This window comes from Kitasatospora sp. NPDC052896, assembly GCF_044547075.1.
Classification (GTDB): domain Bacteria; phylum Actinomycetota; class Actinomycetes; order Streptomycetales; family Streptomycetaceae; genus Kitasatospora.
This window is the reverse complement of the sequence record NZ_JBITZU010000016.1, coordinates 125,125-146,202: the sequence shown is the minus strand read 5'-3', so window position 1 is coordinate 146,202 and position 21,078 is coordinate 125,125. Positions and strand designations below refer to the sequence as shown.

Sequence of the window (21,078 nt, the reverse complement as noted above, 5' to 3'; positions counted from 1 at the left end):
TACACGCTTTCGCCAGTCGGCGAGCAGTGCCGGGAACGGGCAACAGGCTTATGAATATTAGGATTTGATGCTGAGCCGCCAGGTGGAGACGCTCTCCAGCCACGGGTGGAGAGCGCACCGCCGGAATCTCCGCTCGCCGCTCCGTCCCCGGGTGGATCCCGCCGGAGCGGCGGATTCGTAGCGTCGTGGCATGACCTCTCACCAGAACGTCCACGCGGTTCCGGCGAAGGTGGACGCGACCGCCACCACCGACGCCGGACGGGCAGCGCGAGCCAGCAGGATCGGCCTCGCCTGCGACATCGGACTGTCACCCGCCACCTTCTACGGGAGCCAGGCCATCGGCTGCTCGGTGACCACCTCGCTGCTGGCCGCCACCGCCGTGGCCGTCGTCCGGCTGCTCTGGACCGTGACCCGCAACCGGCGGCTGGACGCGGTGGCCGGGCTGATGCTCGCCACGTACGCGCTGGGGCTGACCATCGCGCTGCTGGCGCACGACGAGCGGCTGCTGCTGGTCCGCGACCCGGCCACCAGCGCGTTGGCCGGCCTGGTGTTCCTGGCCAGCTGTGCCACCCGCACCCCGGCCCTCGCTTATCTGGCCCGGCGGCTGCCGTCCGGCCCGGTCCCGGACACTCCGGCGGTGCGCCGCGCGCGGCGGCAGCTGACCGCCGTCTGGGGGGTCGCCCTGCTGGCCGAGGCCGCCGTGCGGCTGGTGCTGGTGTTCACCCTGCCGATCTCGGCGGTGAGCGGGCTGTCGACCGCCGTCGAGGCCACCGTGGTCGGTGCGCTGGTGCTGTGGACGCGGGGCTACCGGCAGCGGATGCGGGCCGCGGCGCGGACCGCCGGTTAGGCCCTAACCGACCAGCACCGCGTTGAGCGCCAGCACCCCCGCGAGCGAGGTCAACGAGAGCAGGGTGTGCGCCACCGTCCAGGTCCGCAGGGTGCCGCCGACGGAGAGCCCGAAGTACTCCTTGAACATCCAGAACGCGGCGTCGTTGACGTGGCCGAGGAACGCCGCACCGGAACCGAGGGAGAGCGCCAGCAGGGCCGCCTGGGTGGAACCCAGGCCGTGCGCCAGCGGGCCGACGATGCCGGCCGCCGCGACGGTGGCCACCGTGCCGGAGCCGGTCGCCGTCCGCATCAGCGCCGCGACCAGCCAGGCGAGCAGCAGCAGCGGGATGTGCAGGTGGCCCGCGGCCCGGCCGATCGCGGAGTTGACCCCCGAGTCGGTCAGTGCCTGCGAGTAGCCGCCACCGGCGCCGACGATCACCAGCACCCCGGCGATCGGCGGGAACGAGCGGGAGAGCGACTCCCGCACCCGTTCGCGCGAGAAGCCCAGGCCGTAGCCGAAGGTGCCCAGCGCGACCAGCACCGCCACCAGCAGCGCGACCACCGGTGTGCCGAGGAACTCCAGGACGGTGTAGGGCGTGCCGTGCACCAGGTCGAAGGTGTCGCAGCCGGCCTTGAGCATCATCAGGACGATCGGCAGCAGCACGGTGGCGAGCGTCACCGAGAAGCGCGGCAGCCGGCGCGGGGCCTCGTCACCCGCCGTGGTCGACGTGGTGAAGGCGGCCAGCGCGGACTCCGGGATGGTGGCCGCGACCCGCGGCCAGGCGTACGCGGTGAAGAGCGGCCCGACCACGATGGCGCACGGCACGGCCACGATCAGCCCGTAGACCAGGGTGAGGCCGATCTGGGCGTGCACCGCGGTGATCGCCACCAGCACGCCGGGGTGCGGCGGCACCAGCGCGTGCACGGTGGCCAGCCCGGCCATCGCCGGGATGCCGACCCGCAGCACCGGGTAGTCGGCCCGCTTGGCGATCTGCAGCACCAGCGGGACCAGCAGCACGAAGCCGACCTCGAAGAACATCGACAGCCCGACCAGACAGGCGACCAGGGTCACCGCCCACGGCAGCCGCCTGGGTCCGACGGCTCCGGTGAGCGTGGCCACGATCTGGTCGATGCCCCCGGAATCCGCCATCAGCCGGCCCAGCACCGCACCGAGAATGATCAGTATGCCGACTTTTCCGGTGATGTTCCCGAGTCCGGTGGCAAAGGAATCCGCGACCTTTCCGACGGCCTCTCCGGAGAGCAGCGAAACGGCGAAGGAACCGACCATGAGGGCCAGGAAGGCGTGCACCCTCAACCAGCTGATCAGCACCACGACCACCGCGATCGATATCCCGACCACGGCCAGCAGCCACGTGTCGTGGCCGGTCCAGGCCGCCGTGGCGGCTCTGCTCGCGGCCTGCGCGGCCAGTGTTGACGATGATGCCGACGCTGCCATCATGCGTATTCCTTTTCTCCGTGCCGTTTACTGCTGCCGGGCACCGTATGTGTCCGCCGCGGCCCGTCGCCAGAGCGCCGGCAATTGCGTTGATTGCGGTCATCGGAAATCTTTCCGCTCGTTCTGTGCGTTCTGTGCACGGCGGTACCCTGGGCGGCATGTTCCGCCGCCGTCCCCGTCTCGCCACCCAGACCCTGCTCGCCCAGGTCGCGGTGCTCTGCGTGGTGCTGGGCGGCGGCTTCGCGCTCACCGCCGACCTGCTGCGGACCTCGTCCGAGCGGAGCTACGAGCAGCGGGCGCTCGCGGTGGCGCGGTCCACCGCGGAGAACCCGGTGGTGGTGGACCGGATCGCGGCCGGCACCGACCCGCGGGGCGAGGTGCAGCAGGCGGCGGAGGCCGTGATGCGGCGTACCGGGATGCTCTTCGTGGTGGTCACCGACAGCCACGGGATCCGCTACTCGCACCCCGACCCGGCGCTGCTGGGCAAGGAGGTCAGCACCGCGCCGACCGCGCTGGACGGCCAGGAGTCGGTGTCCATCCAGCGCGGCACGCTGGGCGACTCGGCGCGGGCCAAGGTGCCGCTGCGCGGCCCGGACGGGCGGGTGATCGGTGAGGTCAGCACGGGCGTGCGGCTGAGCACCGCGCTGCGGGCCGCCGGACCGCTGATCCGCCAGGAGGGCGCCTTCGCGGGCGGGGCGCTGCTGGTCGGGGCCGGGGCGGCGGCGTTGCTCACCCGGCGGCTGAAGCGGCAGACGCTCGGCCTGGAGCCGGTCGAGCTGGCCGATCTGCTGCGCGAGCAGCAGGCCGTGCTGCACGGGGTGGGCGACGGTGTGCTGGCGGTGGACCCGGACGATCGGGTGACGGTCTGCAACGAGGAGGCGGCCCGACTGCTCGGCGGCCCGCTGCCACCGGGCACCCGGCTGGCCGACGCGGGCCTGCCACCCACCCTGGCACGCGTCCTGACTGACCGTCAGGAGCTCTGGCAGAGCGTACTGCTGGTCGGCGATCGGGTCCTGGTGGTGACCGCGCAGCCGGTCCGGCGCGGCGAGCGGCACCTCGGTCACGTGCTCACCCTGCGGGACCGCACCGAGCTGGACGAGCTGGCGCGCGAGCGCTCGGCGCTCCGAGCGCTGTCGGACGCGCTGCGCGCCCAGGCACACGAGTACACCAACCGGCTGCACACCCTCGCCGGACTGCTGGACACCGGTGCCACCACCGAAGCCCGCTCGTACCTGAGGGAGTTGGCCGCCGCACCGCTTGCCACCGAGGGCCGGGACGGTGCCCGGCTCGCCGATCCCTACCTGCGCGGGCTGCTGGCTGCGAAGGCCGCGACCGCCTCGGAGCACGGCGTGGCGCTGCGGCTGGACGAGGACTCCCACCTGCCACGCCGGCTGACCGATCCGCTGGACGTGGTGAGCGTGCTGGGCAACCTGCTGGACAACGCGGTCAAGGCCGCCGAGAGCGGCCAACGGCGGCCCGCGTGGGTGGAGTTGAGCGTGCTGACCGAGGGCGACACGCTGCACGTGGCGGTGCTCGACAGCGGGGACGGGGTGGCCGGGCAGGACGCCGAGCGACTGTTCCGCAGCGGCTTCACCACCCGGGCCGCCGAGGAGCGGGACGGCCACGGCATCGGCCTCACCCTGGCCCGCCAGCTGGTCGGCAAGCACGGTGGGGAGCTGCGGCTGGAGCGCACCGGCGGGGACGGGCACGGCGCGGTCTTCGTGGCCCGGATCCCCGGCGTGCTGGAGCGGCCGGCCCCCGACGGTCCCCTCGACGCCGACCATCCGGCCGAGGCCGCTGCCCCGGTCGGGGCCGGCGAACCCCTGGGAGGAGAGCGGTGATCCGGGTCCTGGTGGTGGACGACGACTATCGCGTCGCCGAGTTGCACGCGCGCTACGTGGCCGCGGCGGACGGCTTCGAGGTGGTGGGCACCGCACGATCGGCCGCCCAGGCGCTGGAGTTGGACCGCGCGCTCCGGCCCGACCTGGTGCTGCTCGACCAGTACCTGCCGGACCGGCCGGGCAGTGAGCTGCTGCCCCGACTGACCGGTGACGTGCTGATGGTGACGGCCGCCGCGGACGCCGCACAGGTGCGCGCGGCGCTCGGCGGCGGCGCGGTCGGCTACCTGATCAAGCCCTTCGACGCCGCCGCGCTGACCGACCGGCTGGCCGGCTACGCCCGGTTCCGCGCCCAGCTCGCGGCCGACCGCACCCTGGACCAGGAGCAGGTGGACCGCGCGCTGCGCGCCCTGCACGGCACGGACCGCGGCGGCCGACCGCGCCGCCCGCGCGCCACGCCGACCGGGGAGCTGGTCGCGGACGCCGTCCGTGGCGCGGCCGGCACCGTCACCGCGAGCGAACTCGCCACCCGGCTCGGCGTCTCCCGGCCCACCGCCCAGCGCTATCTGGCGGACCTGGCGGCCGACGGCACGGTCCGGGTGGAGCTGCGCTACGGCGCGGCCGGCCGGCCCGAGCACCTCTACTCCTGGAACGGCGGGTAGCGGGCCGCCCGGATCCGCACAAACCACTCGAAGCCGCCCACCCGACAATCACAGTCGCGCATCAGGTCAACATCACTGGCTTGACCCGCCGTTGACCGGGTCATACGTTCACTGGGCTCGGCAACGGACAAATGGGGGCAGCAGTGAACTGGTATCTGGCGGTCCTGAGGAACTATGTGGGATTCCGCGGCCGGGCGCGCCGCAAGGAGTACTGGATGTTCTTCCTCTTCAACCTCATCATCGACGCCGTGCTGGCGATCCTCGGCAACCTGCTGAACGTCGGCTTCGCCCTGGAGGGCGTCTACACCCTGCTGGTCCTGCTCCCCTCGCTCGCCGTGCTGATCCGCCGGCTGCACGACGTCAGCCGCACCGGCTGGTGGGTCCTGATCGGCGTGATCCCGCTGGTCGGCTTCATCACGCTGCTGGTCTTCTCGGTCGGCGAGAGCCAGCCGGGCAGCAACAAGTACGGCCCGAACCCGCTGCCCGCGCGGGTCTGACTCCACCCCGCCTCACCGCGGCCGCGCGGGCCGCACCCGCGCGGCCCGCGCCACCCGGCGACCCTGGCGTCGCTCCAACCACCCCGCGACGGCGGAGAGCGACACGTTGATCGCCACGTAGCAGCCCGCCGCCACCAGGTAGGTGGGCAGCACGCTGTGGTAGTACTCGCCCAGCACCTGGGCCTTGTGGAGCAGTTCGAGATAGCTCACGACATAGCCCAGGGTGGAGTCCTTGAGCAGCCGGACCAGCTGGCTGACCAGCACCGGGACCAGCCGCCGGACCGCCTGCGGGATCACCACCCAGGTCATCGCCTGCCAGTAGGTCATGCCCAGGCTGTGCGCGGCCTCCGACTGGCCGCGGTCCAGTGCCAGCACGCCGGCCCGGAACAGCTCCGCCAGCACCGCGGCGTTGCTCAGCACGATCGGGACCACCAGCTGCCAGAAGACCGGCAGGGTCAGCCCGGCCCGGGGCAGCCCGAACAGGAAGACGTAGAGCAGCAACAGCAGCGGCACGGCGCGGAACAGCTCGACGTACCCGCGGGCCACCCAGCGCAGCGGCCGGTTGCGGCTGAGCCGGGCCAACGCGACCAGCGCGCCGACCGGGAAGGCGATCGCCGCGGCGACCGCCGTGACCATCAGGGTCTGTCCGATCCCGCCCAGCAGGAAGTTGACGATCGGCCACTGGGTGAACATCCGCCACTCACTGGCCGCGAGCTGCCCGTGCACGGCGAACTGCCGCACGGCCAGGGCGAGTAGCCCGGCGAGGAGCAGCAGCGACAGCAGTGTGGCGATCCGGATCCGCCGGCGGCCGCGCGGGCCGGGCGCGTCGAACAGCAGGTGGGTCTCCTCGTTCACCGTCGGATCGCCACCCTTCGCTCGATCCGCCCGGTGATCAGCCCGGTGGACAGGGTGATCAGCACGTAGATCGCGGTGGTGACCGCGAAACTGGTCAGCGGGTTGTCGTACTTCAGCGTCACCAGCTCGGACTGGCCGGTCAGTTCGGGCACCCCCACGGCGGCGGCCAGCGAGGTGCTGAGCGCCAGCCCGATGAAGATGTTGCCGAGCGGCTGCACCATCGAGCGCAGTGCCTGCGGGATGATGACATGCCGCAGCGACTGGGCGAAGGTCAGCCCGAGCGCGCGGGCCGCCTCGATCTGCCCGCGGGGCACGGTCCGCACGCCGGCCCGCAGCACCTCGCAGACGAAGGCCGCCCAGTACAGCGCCATGGTCAGCGTGACGGTGGTGAACAGCGAGTACAGCAGCCCGACTTCGGGCAGGCCGAAGACGAACAGCACCAGCAGGACCAGCAGCGGGATGTTGCGGAACGCCGTGACGTACCCGGCGCCGGCCAGCCGCAGCGGCGGCACCGGGCTGATCCGGCAGATCGCCAGCAGCAGGCCGAGCAGCACCGCACCGGCGAACGCGAGGCCGGTCATCGCCAGGGTGAGCAACAGGCCATGGCCGAGTTGGCCCAGCATCGGCCCGGTTTCGGTCGGCACCGGTGTCAGCTCCCCGCGGCCGAGCCGATCGCGGGCGGCGTCGGCGCCGCACCGGACAGCGCGGTGCCGATGGTCGCCTTCCACAGCTTGGCCCAGTCGCCGTTGGTCTCGATCAGCTTCAGCCAGTCGTTGACGAAACTCTTGAACTGCGGGTCGGCCAGCGGCAGCCCGATGCCGTAGGGCTCGTTGGTGAACGGCTGGCCGACCACCTTCACGTTCTTGTCCTGCGCGGCGTCGCCCAAGAGCAGTGCCTGGTCCAGCACGTAGGCGTCGGCGCGGCCCTGCTCGACGGCCTGCTGGCACTCCGCGTTGGTCTGGAAGAGCATGATCCGGGCGCTCGGCGCGAACTGCTTGATGTCGTTCGCGGCGGTCGAGCTCGACTCGGTGCAGACGTTCTTGCCGTTCAGGTCGGCCGCCTTGGTGATGCCGGTGTTGTCCGCCTTGACCAGGATGGCGTCGCCCGAGGAGTAGTAGGGCCCGGCGAAGGCGACCTTCTTGGCCCGCTCGGGGGTGATGGTGTAGGTGGCGATGACGGTGTCCACCGTGCCGTTCTGCAGCAGCACTTCGCGGGTGGTGACGTCGACCTGGACCCGGTTCACGCTGGGCTTGCCGATGATGTAGGTCGCCAGCATGTCGGCCAGCCCGGCGTCGAAGCCGGTGACCTTGCCGGTGACCGGGTCCTTGAGCGAGAAGAGCGCGGCGGCGTCGGTGGAGCCGACGTTCAGCGTGCCGCGGGCCCTGATCCTCGCCATCAAACTGCCGGGCGGGATCGCCGAGGCGGGGGCCACCGGGGCGGCGTCCACCACCTGTTGGAAGGCGTCGCCCGAGCCGGCCGAGCCGCCGCCGGCGGCCGGCAGTTCGGCCGAACTCCCGCACGCGGCCAGGCCGGTGAGCAGCACCGCGGTGAGCAGCGCGACCGGGAGGGCGCGGGATCGGGCGGTCGGGTTCGAGCTCATGCTGAGGACTCCTTCGGGTACGAGGGGTGGCTGGTGGCTACGGCCTCAGTGGTGCAGGATCCGGGAGAGGAAGTCGCGGGCCCGGTCGGTGCCCGGGCGGTCGAAGAAGACGTCGGGCGGCGCGGTCTCCAGGATCGCGCCCTGGTCCATGAAGACCACCCGGTCCGCGGCCCGCCGGGCGAAGCCCATCTCATGGGTGACCACCAGCATGGTCATCCCCTCGGCGGCGAGCTCGGTCATCACCTCCAGCACCTCGGTGATCATCTCCGGGTCGAGCGCCGAGGTCGGCTCGTCGAACAGCAGCAGCCGCGGGTCCATCGCCAACGCCCGGGCGATGGCGACCCGTTGCTGCTGCCCGCCGGAGAGCTGGGCCGGGTGGGCGGAGGCCTTGTCGGCCAGCCCGACCCGGCGCAGCAGCTCAACCGCCCGGTCGGCGGCCTCCGCCCTGGGGACGCCGCGCACCCTCGTCGGCGCGAGGGTGATGTTCTCCAGCACCGTCTTGTGACCGAACAGGTTGAAGGACTGGAAGACCATGCCGACCTGGGCCCGCAGCCGGGCCAGCTCGCGGCCCTCGGCGGGCAGCGGGACACCGTCCAGGGTGATCTCCCCCGAGTCGATGGTCTCCAGCCGGTTGACGCAGCGGCAGAGCGTCGACTTGCCGGAGCCGGAGGCGCCGAGCAGCACGACCACCTCGCCCGCGTGCACGTCGAGGTCGATGTCGCGCAGCACGTGCAGCTGCCCGAAGTGCTTGTTCACCGCGCGCAGCCGGAGCAGCGCTGCCGGGCCTGGACCGCTGTCGCTGGACACTCGGGGCACCATCCTGTTCCTCGCACCGGACCGCCATCCTTACCCGTCAAGCCCCTGCGACGAACGGAAGATGACAGACCGTTATACGCGGGTACCGCCGGACGGGCGAAGCACTCGGCAACCCCGCCCACCACTGTGCGAGTTGTGACGGGATTCGGCCAACGGGGTGGCGGTTCGGGCCGGTTGCGGAGTCCGTCGATCCGGCGGACGCCGGGCCGACACCACTCCCCCGGCCGGCCGCGGGCGCGCCGACCCCACCGTCGGCGCGTCGTCGTCCGGCCACACCGTCGCGGGACCGACGTCCTCGTCAGGACCCCAGCGGATAGGTCCTGGTCACATCACCCTTCTCGTCGGCCGCCAGGTACCCGCCGCCGTAGGCGTTCTCGAGGTAGAGGCGGATGCTCGGTGTGCCGTCCATCAGGTCGGGGCCGATCACCAGGTAGCGGTCCGTCGGGTTGGGCACGTTCAGGGTTTCCTGGGCCTTCTGCCACAGCGCCGGGAGGGCGTCCCAGTCGAAGTCCTGCAGGTCCACCAGCTTGTCGAGGTCGGTCACCTCGCTGCCGGGCCGGCGGGTCGCCAGGCCGTCGACGTACGTGACGTCGTCGTACTCCGTCGTGCTGCCGGCCACGGGGACCCGGGCGTCCGCGCTGGTCTGGTGGATGTCCAGCTCGTAGACCTGGGTACCGCCCATGGTCGAGCGCATCGCCGCGATGGTGGCGCGTACACCGTCCGGGGTGGTCATGTCCTGCGGGTCGGCCGCACCGGGGGCCGTGGCTGCCGGCGTCGTCGGCGTGGCAACCGGCGCCGTCGGTGTGGCAGCCGCCGGCGTCGCCGTGGGGTCGGACTGTGTGGCGGTGTCGAACCCGCCGGGTCTCATCATGAAGCCGTAGGTGCCGACCAGGGCGATCACCGTGACGGAGAAGACGGTCAGTCCGGTCCGCCGGCGCCGCAGGTACCGCGGGTCGCGCGGGCTCCTGCCGGGCGGGATCACGTCGGCGGGCACCTGCGCGGTCGCAGCGGGTGCGGGTGCGACGGGGGCGGTGGGGGCAGGCGTGGCGACGGCGGTGGGCGTCGGCTGCGAGGCCGGCGGGGCCACCGGCGCACCGTACTGGGCCTCGTACCCCGCCTGGGCGAGCGCCCGGTCGAGCTGCTCGGCGTTCGGGCGCACCGCCGGGTCCTTGGCCAGCAGGGTCTCGAGCAGCGGTCCGAGCGGGCCGGCGTGCCGGGCGGGCGGCAGTGGTTCGTCGAGCATCGCGGCGAGCGTGGCGATCACCGTGCTCCGGCGCAGCGGGTGGCGCCCCTCGACGGCGACGTACAGCATCATGCCGAGCGACCACAGATCGGAGGACGGGTTGCCCTCCTCCCCGCGGATCCGCTCGGGGGCCATGTACTCGGGCGAACCGATCAGCGCTCCGGTGCTGGTCAGCACGGTGGCGCCGAACACCGCGGCGATGCCGAAGTCGGTGAGCACCGGGGTGCCGTCCGGGCGGAGCAGCACGTTGCCGGGCTTGACGTCCCGGTGCTGGATGCCGGCGGCGTGCGCGGCGCGCAGGGCGCCGAGCACGCCGCGGCCTATCCGCACCGCCTCCGGCACGCTGAGCGGTCCCTGGCCCAGCCGGTCGGCCAGGCTGCCCCCGGCCACCAACTCCATGACCAGCCAAGGGTGTTCGGACTCGGTGCCGTCCACGATGTGGTGGATGACCGCCACGTTCGGGTGCTGCAGCCTGGCCAGCGCCCGTGCCTCGCGCAGCACCCGTTCGCGGGTCTCCCGGGCCAACGCCGGATCGGCCGCCGCCGTCGCGGGATCGGCCGGGCGGACCTCCTTGAGCGCGACCTCGCGCTGCAGCGCGTGGTCACGTGCCCGCCAGACCAGGCCCATGCCCCCGCCGCCGAGGCGTTGCAGCAGTTCGAAGCGGCCGTCGATGAGCCGCGGATCCGGCCCCCCAGTAGTCATGCACGACATCGTAGGGGGCCGGGCCGACGGCGCTGACCAGCGAAGCGGCTGGGGATCAGGCGAGGAGAGGGAACCAGCGGCGGCTCGACAGCGCCGCCGACCCGCGGCCGGCGGACCGCACGTTCAGGCGACTGCCGCCGGCGCCCTGTCGGTCGCCAGCTTGACGGCCAGGACACCGAGGACCGTGCCCATCAGGTAGCGCTGGACGCGGAGCCAGCCAGGACGGCGGGCGAGGAAGGTGGCGATGGTGCCGGCGGCCAGGACGACCGCGAGGTTGACGGTCAGGCTGACGGCGATCTGGATGCCGCCGAGGACGAAACCCTGCGGGAGGACGTGCCCGGCCCGCACGTCGATGAACTGCGGGATGAGCGAGAGGTACATGACAGCGATCTTGGGGTTCAGCAGGTTGGTGAGCAGGCCCATGACGAACAGGCGGCGGGGCGAGTCTGGGGCCAGCTCGCCCGGCGCGAAGACCGACGCCCCGCCCGGCCTGAGAGCCCGCCAGGCGAGCCAGCCGAGGTAAGCCGCGCCGGCGAGCTTCACCGTCAGGTAGAGCGCGGGAACGGCCAGGAGGACCAGCGACAGGCCGAGGTTGGCGGCGCCGAGGTAGACCAGGAAGCCGACGGCGACGCCGGCCAGCGAGATCGCGCCGGCCCGCCGGCCCTGGGTGATGCTCCGCGAGACCAGGTACATCATGTTGGGCCCGGGCGTGAGCACCATGCCGAGCGACACCGCCGAGACGCCGAGGACCGCGTTCGTTCCGATCAGGTAGCTCATGCGACAAGGATCAGCGGTGACGAGTGTTCAGCACCAGCGCTGATCCCTTCAGGGAATCCTTCAGTATCGCTGAAGCAATCGCTTCGACATCAGGCGCTCGGGCAGCTCGCCCTCCGCGACGGCGTCCTCGCTCGGGCCGACGTCGACGAAGCCGTTGCGCTCGTAGAGGGCGACGGCGTGGGTGTTGTCCGCCTTGACGGCGAGCACCAGGACCTCGGCCCCCCGCTCGACGGCCCAGCGCTCGACCTCGCCGATCAGGCGGTCGCCGACCGCGCGGCCACGGCCCGACGGGCTGACCCAGAACGAGATCAGCTCGACCGCGCCCGGCCGCTCGCCCGGGACGCCGCTGGCCATGCCGACCGGACGGCCGTCCAGCAGGGCGATCAGGTTGTGCGAGCCGGGGATCTCCAACCGCGCCCGCCACCGCCCGGCCTGGTCGCCCTCGCCCTGCCACTGCGCCAGGGTGCTCCCGAAGGCGTAGGGCGCCTCGGCGAGCGCCGCGAGGCGAAGCTCGCGCCAGTCGGGCCAGTCGTCGGGGGCGAGCGCTCGCAGCTCGAAGTCGGTCGCGGTCACGGCGACCAGCTTGCCGTCCGGGCGACGGGACGACAACCCCCGATCCACCGTCGCACCGCCTCGTCCACGCCGCACCGGCCTGCCCCTCACCGTCGGCGGTGGGCGGCCCGGTAGTCGCTGGGGCTCAGGCCGTGGGCCGCCTTGAAGACACGGCTGAAGTGGGCGGGGTCCAGGAAGCCCCAGCGAGCGCCGATCGAGGCGACGGTGCGGTTGCCGGCGTACGGACCGGCCAGATCGCGTCGGCAGCCGTCCAGTCGGCGCCGCCTGATCCAGGCCGTGATCGTCGTCTCCTCCTCGGAGAAGAGCTTCTGCAGGTAGCGCAGCGAAACGTGGTGTGCGGCGGCGATCCGCTCCGGGGAGAGCTCGGGGTCGGCCAGGTTCTGGTCGATGTAGGCCCGCACGCGCAGGAGCGTGGTGCGACGAGCCGCCCGCGGAGCCTCGTCCGGGCGGGTCCGCCGTTCGGCGAGCATGGTGGCGAGCAGGTCCCCCGTGGTCCGGGAGAGGCTTTCGGCGCTGTCGGTGTAGTCGGCCGCGTGCCTGGCCAGTCGGCTGAGGAACGGCGAGACCAGCGCCCCCAGCCCTTCGGTGGCGGAGAACCTCGTCGCGGTCAACTCGCCGGTCTCGCCACTGTCCAGGTGGGCCAGTCGGTGCGGCAGCATGAACTCGAGCATCGCGAAGCCCTCGCGGCACACGAGTGTGTAGGGACGGGTGGTGTCGTAACAGGCGATGTCCCCGGGGGACAGCACCGTCTCGCGGCCGTCCTGCCTGACGACCACGCTGCCGCGTTCGACCACGCCCACGAGGAGGTACTCGCCCTCCGAGCGGGCGATCAGCCGTGCCGTGCGGTCGACCCGGTTCGCGTCGGCCGACACCTCGGACACCAGGACGGCTCCGAGGCGATCGGCCTTGATCAGCCCCCGGAACGGCTCGTCCTGGAGCGGCTCGACGTGAACGGGTACGAAGCTGTCGCAGACGACGTCCTGCCAGAAGGCGCGCCGCTCCGCCTCGGCGTGGTCCTGCGTCCGCAGCAGAACGGTCACGACCCGCCCTCTCTCCCGTGCCCACCGCACGGGGCTGTTCCGGTGTTGCTTCCGGACGTTGCTTCCGGACGCCGCGTGGAGCCGCAACGCCGCCGGCCGCCGGCGGATTCCCGTGCGCGTCCCGACAAGGGCGCGTGCGCGCCACGCCAAGCCGGTCCCGGTCGTGCCGGGCATCTTGGACGCGTTCGACGGGCCGGCCCGTCGGAGTGGGACGCCGAGCCCACCAACCGCCTCGTGAGGAGACACCCGATGCCTTTCGCGCCAGTCAACGGTCAGCACCTGTACTGCGAGGACGGCGGGGGTGACGGTCCCGTGGTCGTGTTCAGCCACGGCAACCTGATGACCCGTCAGATGTGGGCGCCGCAGGTCGAAGCGCTGCGCGGTGGGTTCCGTTGTGTGGTGTGGGACGAGCGCCTGCACGGCCGCACCGAGGACGACGGCGCTCTCCACACCTACTGGGATTCCGCCGCCGACCTGCTGGGCCTGCTCGACCACCTCGGCGTCGAGCGGGCCACCCTGGTCGGGCACTCACAGGGTGGGTTCCTGTCGCTCCGCGCGGCACTGCGCGCCCCCGACCGGGTCAAGGCCCTGGTCCTGATCGACACCGCGGCGGTGGCCTGGCCGCGGGAGGCCCTGGCCCAGATGGGCGGCATCAGCGACGGCTTCCGGACCGGGGGACCGGCCGCGGTGGCTCCGGTCCTGCTCGACATCCTGCTGGGGAAGCCGGAGATCCACCCGGACTGGCTGGGCAGCTGGCAGGAGCAGCCCCAGCAGCGGCTGGCGGACGCGGTCGCCGTACTGATGGGCGTCGACGACGTCTCCACCCGTCTCGGCGAGATCACCCAGCCGGCTCTGATCGTGCACGGCGAGGCCGACCAGCCCGTCCCGCTCCCGCTGGGCCAGATGCTGCGCGACCGCCTGCCGGGAGCCGTGGACCTGGTCGTGGTGCCGGACGCGGGACACACTCCGAACCTCACCCACCCCGACAGGGTCAACGGTCCGTTGACCGACTTCCTGCGACACCATGCCTGACCCGGGCGCGGAGGACCCGTTCCCGTCCCCCTCGGCGGCGTCGGGACCCGGGCCGGAATCCACCACCGCCCCACTCCCCCTGATCCCGCATCCGCCCCTCCCCGGAGCGCCCATGCCCGCACGGCCCACCGACCCCGCCCTGCTGCCCGTCGCCTTCCAGGAGGCGATGAACTCCCACGATGCCGACCGCGTCCTGGCGCTGTACACCGCGGACGCCACCATGCGCACGGTCACCGGCGAGGTGATCACCGGCGCCGCCGCGCTGCGGCACGAGGTCGAGCAGACCCTCGCCGCCGAACCCCGCATCGCCAACACCATCCGCCACGTCCTCGTCGGCGGCGGGACCGCCCTGGTCGTCGTCGACTGGGAGCTGCGACTGACGGCCCCCGACGGCAGCCGGATCACCGCGACCGGCACCACCGCCAACGTCGCGCGCCGGGACCCCGACGGCACCTGGCGGTTCACCGTCCTCAACCCCACCGGCACGGACTGACCCGCGCCGCTCCCGCGTGGTCCGGCGGGCCGTCCCCGGACGGTCCGCCGAACCACGTGCGTCAGGCCGCCTCGCCGGCGAGCCTCGCGTGGGCCGCCAGCACGGCCAGGTAGCGGCGGTGCACGTCGTCCTGGTCCGCCGGTTCGATCACCGACTCGGCGCCGGCCCGCTCGATCATCTCCGCCTGGGCGAGCAGCACCTGCCGCTGCTCCGCCGTGCGGGTCTCCGTCATGATCTCGGCGAGCGCGTCCAGCTGCCGGATCAGGACCGCGGGCATGCCGTGCCCGGCCTGCCGGATCTTCTCGAACGAGCGCTGGACCAGCCGCTCGTAGCGCACCGGCACCGCCAGCACCCGGATGTAGCCCTCCTCGTCCCGGTGGACCGGGTTGGGCTGCCAGCTGGTCGCGATCCGACACAGCCCCTCACCCAGCCAGTCGATGCAGGTCAGCGCGGTGAAGGTGTCGTTCACGGCGGTGGACAGGGCGCGGATGGCGATCTCGACCAGTTGGTCGACCGCGAAGGCGATGTCCTGGGCCAGCGTCCGGGACGGGCCGGTGACGTGCGCCCGGGCGAAGCTGCGGGCCACCTCGGGCGCCACCCCCGCGGGCCACACCGTGGCCAGCTGGTGGCCCCGCACCAGGAAGTGCCCGGGACGGTGGTCCAACCGGATCACCGCGTCGAGGTCCCGGGCGATCCGCACCAGCGTCCGGTGCCGGACGAACTGCAGGTATCCGCTGGCCGGCGCCGGGACCGTGCCGCCCGCGGCGTCCAGCCGGCCGTGCAGCTCGGCCGCCGACGGCCCGCGTTCGGTGCCGCCCGCCCACTCCGGCTCGCCCGCGCCGGCCTCGATCGCCTCGGAGAGCTCGGCGGCGATGCCCGCGATCACGTGCGGCAGCTGGATCGAGGTGGCGATGTGGTGGATGAAGTAGATCAGCACCGCCAGGTCGGCCAGCACCAGCACCATGCACACGGTGATCGACAGGTGCGGCACGAAGTCGCCGCGCGGGCCCGGACCGATCGAGATCAGGGCGAGGACCGCGTACACGAAGGTGGCGACGAAGGTGCCCAGGGTCAGCTGGGTGGTGCGGTCGCGGATGAAGGTGCGCAGCATCCGGGGTCCGAACTGGGTGGAGGCCAGCGTCAGGGTCACGATCATGATCGAGAACACCACGCCGATGACGGTGATCAGCGCCGCCGCGATCGCCGCGAGGATCTGCCGGGCGGCGTCGGCCGTCCCGCTGATCACCCAGGAGGGCAGCAGCAGCGCGCCCCGGTACGCGGCCCGGTCCAGCGCCCAGGTGCCGTAGAACAGCGCCAGCGCGAGGACCACCTCCCCGGTGGGCACCACCCACAGGTTGGTCCGCAGTGCCTCCCTGCGCCACTGCGACTCCAGGTGGATCCCGCGGATCACCAAACCCACCGCCAGCCGTCGTCCAGGCCGTCCGCCTCGCCGTTTCCGCCCCCTGCCTTCCGCTCCCCGCTTCCACCGTAACCGGGCGATCGCGGTACGGCGCGGCGCGGCCGTCGCCCGGCCCAACTCCCGCTCGCTCCGGGCGAACTGCGCGGGCGTTGGCCCGGGCCGGGCCGAGCGGGAACTGCGCTACCTGGCGGTGACCGGCTACCCGGAGTCGCCGCCGGGGACCGTCGAGTGGCTGGCCCGGGTCACCGCGGAGCGGCCGTGGCAGGAGCCGTTCCCGATCCTCACCCGGGCGCTCGGCCCGTACGCCTTCGACCACGAGGCGGAGGACCGCTGGCTCGCCGCGCGGTGAGCGGCGGCCGGGGCGCCTCCGCCACCGGCCGCGGAACGGCGGGCCGGGGCGGCCCGTACCGGCGAACAATCCGGTACGGGCCGCCCCGGCCCGGCCGATAGAATGAGGTCAGCCCGCAGGCCGCCCCACCGTCAGGTGCGGTGGCCCCCGAGCCCGCCGCATCCACGGCGACGGCCGCAGACCAGCGCCCGGTGCTCCGCGGAGGACCGGCGCCACCGACATGAATGGGAGCATCCCAGGATGGCTCGACACCTGATCACCAGCGCGCTTCCCTACATCAACGGGATCAAGCACCTGGGGAACATGGTCGGGTCCATGCTCCCGGCGGACGTCTACTCCCGCTACCTGCGCCAGCGCGGCCACGAGGTGCTCTACATCTGCGCCACCGACGAGCACGGCACCCCCGCCGAGCTGGCCGCCAAGGCCGCCGGCCTGCCGGTGAGCGAGTTCTGCGCCCAGCAGCACGACGCGCAGAAGGCCATCTACGACGGCTTCCAGCTCTCCTTCGACTACTTCGGCCGCAGCTCCTCGCCGCAGAACCGCGAGATCACCCAGGAGTTCGCCCGCGAGCTGAAGGCCAACGGCTTCATCGAGGAGCGCTCGATCCGCCAGGTCTACTCGCTGGACGACGGCCGCTTCCTGCCCGACCGCTACATCGAGGGCACCTGCCCGCACTGCGGCTACGACAAGGCCCGTGGCGACCAGTGCGAGAACTGCACCCGGCTGCTGGACCCGACCGACCTGATCAACCCGCGCTCGGCGGTCAGCGGCGGCACCGCGCTGGAGGTCCGCGAGACCACCCACCTCTTCCTGCTGCAGTCCAAGCTGGCCGACGAGGTCGAGGCCTGGATCGACGAGCACGGCAAGGACTGGCCCACGCTGGCCTCCTCGATCGCCCGCAAGTGGCTGACCGAGGGCCTCAACGACCGCGCCATCACCCGTGACCTGGACTGGGGGGTGCCGGTCCCGGCCGACGTCTGGCCCGAGCTGGCCGCCGAGGGCAAGGTCTTCTACGTCTGGTTCGACGCCCCGATCGAGTACATCGGCGCCACCCGGGAGTGGGCCGACCGGGCCCCGGCCGAGCGGGACTGGAAGTCCTGGTGGTACCAGGCCGACGACGTCCGCTACACCGAGTTCATGGCCAAGGACAACGTCCCGTTCCACACCGTGATGTTCCCGGCCACCATCATCGGGACCAGGGCGCCGTGGAAGAAGGTCGACTACGTCAAGGCCTTCAACTGGCTGAACTACTACGGCGGCAAGTTCTCCACCAGCCAGCAGCACGGCATCTTCACCAACGCCGCGCTGGAGCTGCTGCCCGCCGACTACTGGCGCTACTTCCTGATGGCCAACGCGCCGGAGTCCGACGACACCAGCTTCAGCTGGGAGATCTTCGCCTCCACGGTCAACAAGGACCTGGCCGACACCCTGGGCAACTTCGTCAACCGGGTGCTCTCGTTCAGCCTCAAGCGGTTCGGCGACACCGTCCCGGCCGGCGCCGCGGCCGGCGAGGCCGAGCAGCGGCTGGGCGAGGAGGTCGCCGGCCTGCTGGCCGAGTACCAGCGCCACCTGGACGCGCTGCAGTTCCGCAAGGCCGCGCAGGCGCTGCGCGCGCTGTGGAGCGCCGGCAACTCCTACCTGGAGACCAAGGCCCCCTGGCTGGAGATCAAGACCGACGAGGCGGCCGCCGCGCTCACCCTGCGCACCGCGATGAACCTGATCCACCTGTACGGGGTGGTCTCGGCGCCGTTCATCCCGGCCACCAGCGCCGCCATGCGCGCGGTCTTCGCCTCGGCGGACTCCGCCGAGCCCGCCTGGGTGAGCGAGGAGCAGGCCACCGCGCTGGACTTCGTCGCGGCCGGCACGCGGTTCACCGTCCCGCCGGTGCTCTTCGCCAAGATCACCGACGAGGACCTGGCGGCCTGGCGGGAGCGCTTCGGCGCCGAGTGACACGAGCGGGGGGCTGGCATGCGGTTACTGGTGGTCGGCGGGACCGGCTTCCTCGGTCGGCACGTGGTGGCCGAGCTGGCCGGGCGCGGCCACCAGGTCGCCGTGCTCTCCCGTCGCCCGGACGCGCCGGCCGGCGAGGCCCTGACCGGCGACGCCCAGCGGCTCACCGAGGACGACTGGGCCGGGCTGCTGCACGGTCGGGACGGCGTGGTCTTCGCGGCCGGCGCGGACGACCGGACGGTCCCCAGGGCGCCCGCCGCGGCCTACTTCGACGCCGCCAACGTGGTGCCGGTGCGCCGGCTGCTGGCCGGCGCCCGGCGGGCCGGCTGCCGCACGGCGGTGCTGCACGGCTCGTACTTCACCGCGATCGCCCGGCAGCGCCCGGAGCAGGCGCTGGACCGGTACCACCCGTACGTCCGCAGCCGGCTGGCGCAGGCCAGGGCGGCCCGGGCGGCGGCCGGGCCGGAGCTGCCGGTGGCGGTGCTGGAGATCCCGTTCGTCTTCGGTGCCACCCCCGGCCGACGGCCACTCTGGGCGCCTCTGGTGCCCTGGCTGCGCTCGCCCGGCCCGCTGTTCGCGCCGCCCGGCGGCACCGCCGCGGTAACCGTACGGACGGTCGCCCGGGCCACCGCCGAGGCGCTGGAGCGGGCGAGCGGCGGGGACCACCCGCTGGCCGACCAGAACCTCCGCTGGGCCGAGCTGCTCGCCCGGTTCGCCCGGGCGGCCGGCCGCCGCGGACCGGTCCGGGTGCACCGGCTGCCACCCGGTCTGCTGCACGGCACCCTGTGCGCCACCGGCGCCCTGCACCGGCTGCGCGGGCTGGAGGCCGGCCTGGCCCCGGGCCGGCTGGCCGGGCTGCTCACCAGCGAGCTCTACCTGGACACCGGCGCGTTCGGGCTGGCCCCCGACGACCTGGACGCCGCGCTGCGTGAGACGGTGGCCGCGTCCCTCCGGTAGCCGTCAGGAGAGCACCCGGCGGCGGAAGTTGCGCAGGCCCAGGCTCAGGAAGAGCACGCAGAAGCCGAAGAGCACCGGGTAGACGACGTACAGGTGCATGTGCGAGGCCGCGGTGAGCCCGGCCCGCATCCCCTCCGCGATGTAGATCAGCGGGTTGACCAGCACCAGGGTCTGCAACCAGGGGAACCCGTCGACCTGCACGCTGGCGAGCTTGACCCACTGGTAGTACGTGCCGCCCAGGAAGGTCAGCGGCAGCACCACGAAGCCGAACATCAGCCCGATGTTGCGCGGCTGGAAGGTGGTGCCCAGCACGAGTCCGAGCGAGGTCATCGCGAGGCAGGCCAGCGGGATCAGGGTGAGCACCACCCACCAGTGCACCCGCAGGTGCGCCTCCACCCCCGGTGCGTGCACCACCGCGGCGATCGGGAAGACGATGACCGCCGAGATGAGCCCCTGGGCCGCGCCCGACAGCACCCGGGCCACCGCGACCAGCCAGAGCGGGCAGGGCGCCTGCACCCGGTCCTCGATCTCCCGGGTGTAGCCGAACTCCTGGGAGAGCTGGATGGCCACCGACTGGATGCCCTGGAACATGATGGTGATCGCGACCACCCCGGGCACCAGCACGGTCGCGAAGGCGGACTCGCCGGCCCGGCCGCCGCCCCCGCCGATGCCCTGGCCGATGGTCGGGAAGACGTAGAGGAAGACGAAGACCAGCAGCAGCGGCTGCATGACGGTCCGGCCGACGAACTCGCCGAAGTTCTTGCGCAGCACCAGCAGGTCGCGTCTGATCAGCGCGCCGAGCGCGGTCCGGCTCGCCGCGAAGGCCGACCGGGTCGGCCGCACGGTGATCGCGGCGGAGGCGGCGGCGGTGGAGGTGGCGGACATCAGTCCCGCAGCTCCTTCCCGGTGAGGGTGATGAAGACGGTCTCCAGGGTCGCCTCGGTCAGTGAGAGGTCGGCGACCTCGAAGCCGCCGGACTCGGCCGTGTGCAACACCCGCGGCAGCAACCGGTCCGGTCCGCCGCTCTTGACCTGGAGCTCCACACCGCCGTCCAGCAGCCGGGTCCGATGCACCCCGGCCACCTCGCGGGCCAGCCGCTCGGCCAGTGCGGCCGGCTCGCCGCTGGCCCGCACGGTGATCACGGTGTCCGCCTCGACCGCCTGCTTGAGCGCGGCTGGGGTGTCCAGCGCCAGCACCCGCCCGTGGTCGATGATCGCGACCCGGTCGCAGAGCTGGTCGGCCTCCTCCATGTTGTGGGTGGTGAGCAGGATGGTCTGGCCCTCGGCGATCAGCACGCCGAGGATCTCCCAGAGCGCCAGTCGGCTCTGCGGGTCCAGGCCCGCGGTCGGCTCGTCCAGGAAGAGCACGGCCGGCCGGTGGAAGATCGCCCGCGCCACCATCAGCCGCTGGGCCATCCCGCCGGAGAGCGCGTAGACCGAGGCGTCGGCCCACTTGGCCAGGTGGAAGCGGTCCAGCAGCTCGTCGGCGGTGCGCCGGGCCTGGCGGCCCGGCATCCCGAAGAGCAGGCCGTGGAAGTAGAGGTTCTCCCGCACGGTCAGCGCGCGGTCCAGGGTGTTCTGCTGCGAGACCACCGCGATGACCTGCTTGACCAGGGTGGGCCGGGCCACCACGTCGATGCCGCCGATCCAGGCCGAACCGGCGGTCGGGATCACCCGGGTGGTGAGCATGCCGACCGTGGTGGTCTTGCCCGCGCCGTTGGGGCCGAGCAGGCCGAACAGCTCGCCCTGGCGCACCGCGAGGTCGAGCCGGTCCACCGCGGGCACGGCGGCCTTCGGGTAGACCTTGGTGAGCCCGGCGGTCCGGATCACCGGCTCGGCGTCCGGCGGCGCACCGCGGGGCACGGCCCGCTGCTCTGCGGCCACCGGACACCTCGCTCCCCGGACCGGGCCGTCCCGCGCGGGCGACCGGTCCGCACATCACCCTCCACGATCCTCCGCCCCGGCGGAGCGGGCAACCGGCGCCCTCGATC

General features: G+C 72.7%; 21 protein-coding genes. 9 read left to right on the top strand and 12 right to left on the bottom strand.

What is annotated here, in order from left to right:
* Positions 1-190 precede the first annotated feature (190 nt).
* Complete coding sequence (locus ACIGXM_RS26780; RefSeq protein ID WP_396565117.1) at positions 191-847, top strand: VC0807 family protein; 657 nt, start codon at positions 191-193, stop codon at positions 845-847.
* Between the two features lie 3 nt (positions 848-850).
* Here the strand turns inward: ACIGXM_RS26780 and ACIGXM_RS26775 are convergent, their stop codons facing one another.
* Positions 851-2,287 carry a gluconate:H+ symporter gene (locus tag ACIGXM_RS26775; protein WP_396565115.1) on the bottom strand — a complete coding sequence of 479 codons (1,437 nt, stop codon included), beginning with the start codon at positions 2,285-2,287 and terminating at the stop codon, positions 851-853.
* Positions 2,288-2,442: 155 nt separating this feature from the next.
* Here ACIGXM_RS26775 and ACIGXM_RS26770 point away from each other — a divergent pair, with 155 nt between their 5' ends.
* From ACIGXM_RS26770 to ACIGXM_RS26760, 3 genes are all read left to right on the top strand, one after another.
* Positions 2,443-4,125 carry an ATP-binding protein gene (locus ACIGXM_RS26770; protein WP_396565113.1) on the top strand — a complete coding sequence of 561 codons (1,683 nt, stop codon included), beginning with the start codon at positions 2,443-2,445 and terminating at the stop codon, positions 4,123-4,125.
* Positions 4,122-4,784, top strand: coding sequence for a response regulator (locus ACIGXM_RS26765; protein WP_396565111.1), 663 nt, complete (start codon positions 4,122-4,124; stop codon positions 4,782-4,784). Before ACIGXM_RS26770 ends, ACIGXM_RS26765 begins: the two co-directional genes overlap by 4 nt.
* Positions 4,785-4,927: 143 nt before the next feature.
* Positions 4,928-5,281: a DUF805 domain-containing protein gene (locus tag ACIGXM_RS26760; RefSeq protein WP_396565109.1), complete on the top strand. Its 354-nt coding sequence runs from the start codon at positions 4,928-4,930 to the stop codon at positions 5,279-5,281.
* Positions 5,282-5,293: 12 nt separating this feature from the next.
* On the opposite strand, the gene ACIGXM_RS26755 is transcribed toward ACIGXM_RS26760, so the two are convergent.
* The 8 genes from ACIGXM_RS26755 to ACIGXM_RS26720 form a co-directional block, all read right to left on the bottom strand.
* Entirely contained in the window at positions 5,294-6,136 is an 843-nt protein-coding gene (locus ACIGXM_RS26755; RefSeq protein ID WP_396565107.1) for an amino acid ABC transporter permease, read from the bottom strand.
* A complete protein-coding gene (locus ACIGXM_RS26750; RefSeq protein WP_396565105.1) occupies positions 6,133-6,780 on the bottom strand; it encodes an amino acid ABC transporter permease in 648 nt (215 codons plus the stop codon). Before ACIGXM_RS26750 ends, ACIGXM_RS26755 begins: the two co-directional genes overlap by 4 nt.
* Positions 6,781-6,785: 5 nt before the next feature.
* Complete coding sequence (locus tag ACIGXM_RS26745) at positions 6,786-7,736, bottom strand: glutamate ABC transporter substrate-binding protein (protein ID WP_396565103.1); 951 nt, start codon at positions 7,734-7,736, stop codon at positions 6,786-6,788.
* A 45-nt stretch (positions 7,737-7,781) separates the two neighbouring features.
* Entirely contained in the window at positions 7,782-8,555 is a 774-nt protein-coding gene (locus ACIGXM_RS26740) for an amino acid ABC transporter ATP-binding protein (protein WP_396565102.1), read from the bottom strand.
* 295 nt (positions 8,556-8,850) lie between these two features.
* The gene (locus tag ACIGXM_RS26735; RefSeq protein WP_396565100.1) at positions 8,851-10,497 is read right to left on the bottom strand and encodes a serine/threonine-protein kinase; all 1,647 of its coding nucleotides are present in this window, start codon (positions 10,495-10,497) and stop codon (positions 8,851-8,853) included.
* Positions 10,498-10,620: 123 nt separating this feature from the next.
* Positions 10,621-11,274: a LysE family translocator gene (locus ACIGXM_RS26730; RefSeq protein WP_396565098.1), complete on the bottom strand. Its 654-nt coding sequence runs from the start codon at positions 11,272-11,274 to the stop codon at positions 10,621-10,623.
* A gap of 60 nt (positions 11,275-11,334) precedes the next feature.
* Positions 11,335-11,883 (bottom strand): GNAT family N-acetyltransferase, encoded by a 549-nt coding sequence (locus ACIGXM_RS26725; RefSeq protein ID WP_396565096.1) that lies wholly within the window; start codon positions 11,881-11,883, stop codon positions 11,335-11,337.
* Positions 11,884-11,933: 50 nt separating this feature from the next.
* Positions 11,934-12,887 (bottom strand): helix-turn-helix domain-containing protein, encoded by a 954-nt coding sequence (locus ACIGXM_RS26720; RefSeq protein ID WP_396565094.1) that lies wholly within the window; start codon positions 12,885-12,887, stop codon positions 11,934-11,936.
* Positions 12,888-13,136: 249 nt separating this feature from the next.
* On the opposite strand from ACIGXM_RS26720, the gene ACIGXM_RS26715 reads away from it, so the two are divergent.
* A complete protein-coding gene (locus ACIGXM_RS26715) occupies positions 13,137-13,919 on the top strand; it encodes an alpha/beta fold hydrolase (RefSeq protein ID WP_396565092.1) in 783 nt (260 codons plus the stop codon).
* A gap of 112 nt (positions 13,920-14,031) precedes the next feature.
* Positions 14,032-14,412: a YybH family protein gene (locus ACIGXM_RS26710; protein WP_396565090.1), complete on the top strand. Its 381-nt coding sequence runs from the start codon at positions 14,032-14,034 to the stop codon at positions 14,410-14,412.
* Between the two features lie 61 nt (positions 14,413-14,473).
* Here the strand turns inward: ACIGXM_RS26710 and ACIGXM_RS26705 are convergent, their stop codons facing one another.
* Positions 14,474-15,823, bottom strand: coding sequence for a DUF2254 domain-containing protein (locus ACIGXM_RS26705; protein WP_396565088.1), 1,350 nt, complete (start codon positions 15,821-15,823; stop codon positions 14,474-14,476).
* 199 nt (positions 15,824-16,022) lie between these two features.
* On the opposite strand from ACIGXM_RS26705, the gene ACIGXM_RS26700 reads away from it, so the two are divergent.
* From ACIGXM_RS26700 to ACIGXM_RS26690, 3 genes are all read left to right on the top strand, one after another.
* Positions 16,023-16,181: a hypothetical protein gene (locus ACIGXM_RS26700; RefSeq protein WP_396565086.1), complete on the top strand. Its 159-nt coding sequence runs from the start codon at positions 16,023-16,025 to the stop codon at positions 16,179-16,181.
* A gap of 240 nt (positions 16,182-16,421) precedes the next feature.
* Positions 16,422-18,131 (top strand): methionine--tRNA ligase, encoded by a 1,710-nt coding sequence (gene metG / locus ACIGXM_RS26695; protein WP_396565084.1) that lies wholly within the window; start codon positions 16,422-16,424, stop codon positions 18,129-18,131.
* 18 nt (positions 18,132-18,149) lie between these two features.
* Positions 18,150-19,088: an NAD-dependent epimerase/dehydratase family protein gene (locus ACIGXM_RS26690; RefSeq protein ID WP_396565082.1), complete on the top strand. Its 939-nt coding sequence runs from the start codon at positions 18,150-18,152 to the stop codon at positions 19,086-19,088.
* A gap of 3 nt (positions 19,089-19,091) precedes the next feature.
* Here ACIGXM_RS26690 and ACIGXM_RS26685 read toward each other — a convergent pair whose 3' ends face one another.
* The gene (locus tag ACIGXM_RS26685) at positions 19,092-19,973 is read right to left on the bottom strand and encodes an ABC transporter permease (RefSeq protein ID WP_396565080.1); all 882 of its coding nucleotides are present in this window, start codon (positions 19,971-19,973) and stop codon (positions 19,092-19,094) included.
* Positions 19,973-20,971: an ABC transporter ATP-binding protein gene (locus tag ACIGXM_RS26680; protein ID WP_396565078.1), complete on the bottom strand. Its 999-nt coding sequence runs from the start codon at positions 20,969-20,971 to the stop codon at positions 19,973-19,975. The genes ACIGXM_RS26685 and ACIGXM_RS26680 overlap by 1 nt, the downstream gene beginning before the upstream one ends.
* Between the last annotated feature and the right edge of the window lie 107 nt (positions 20,972-21,078).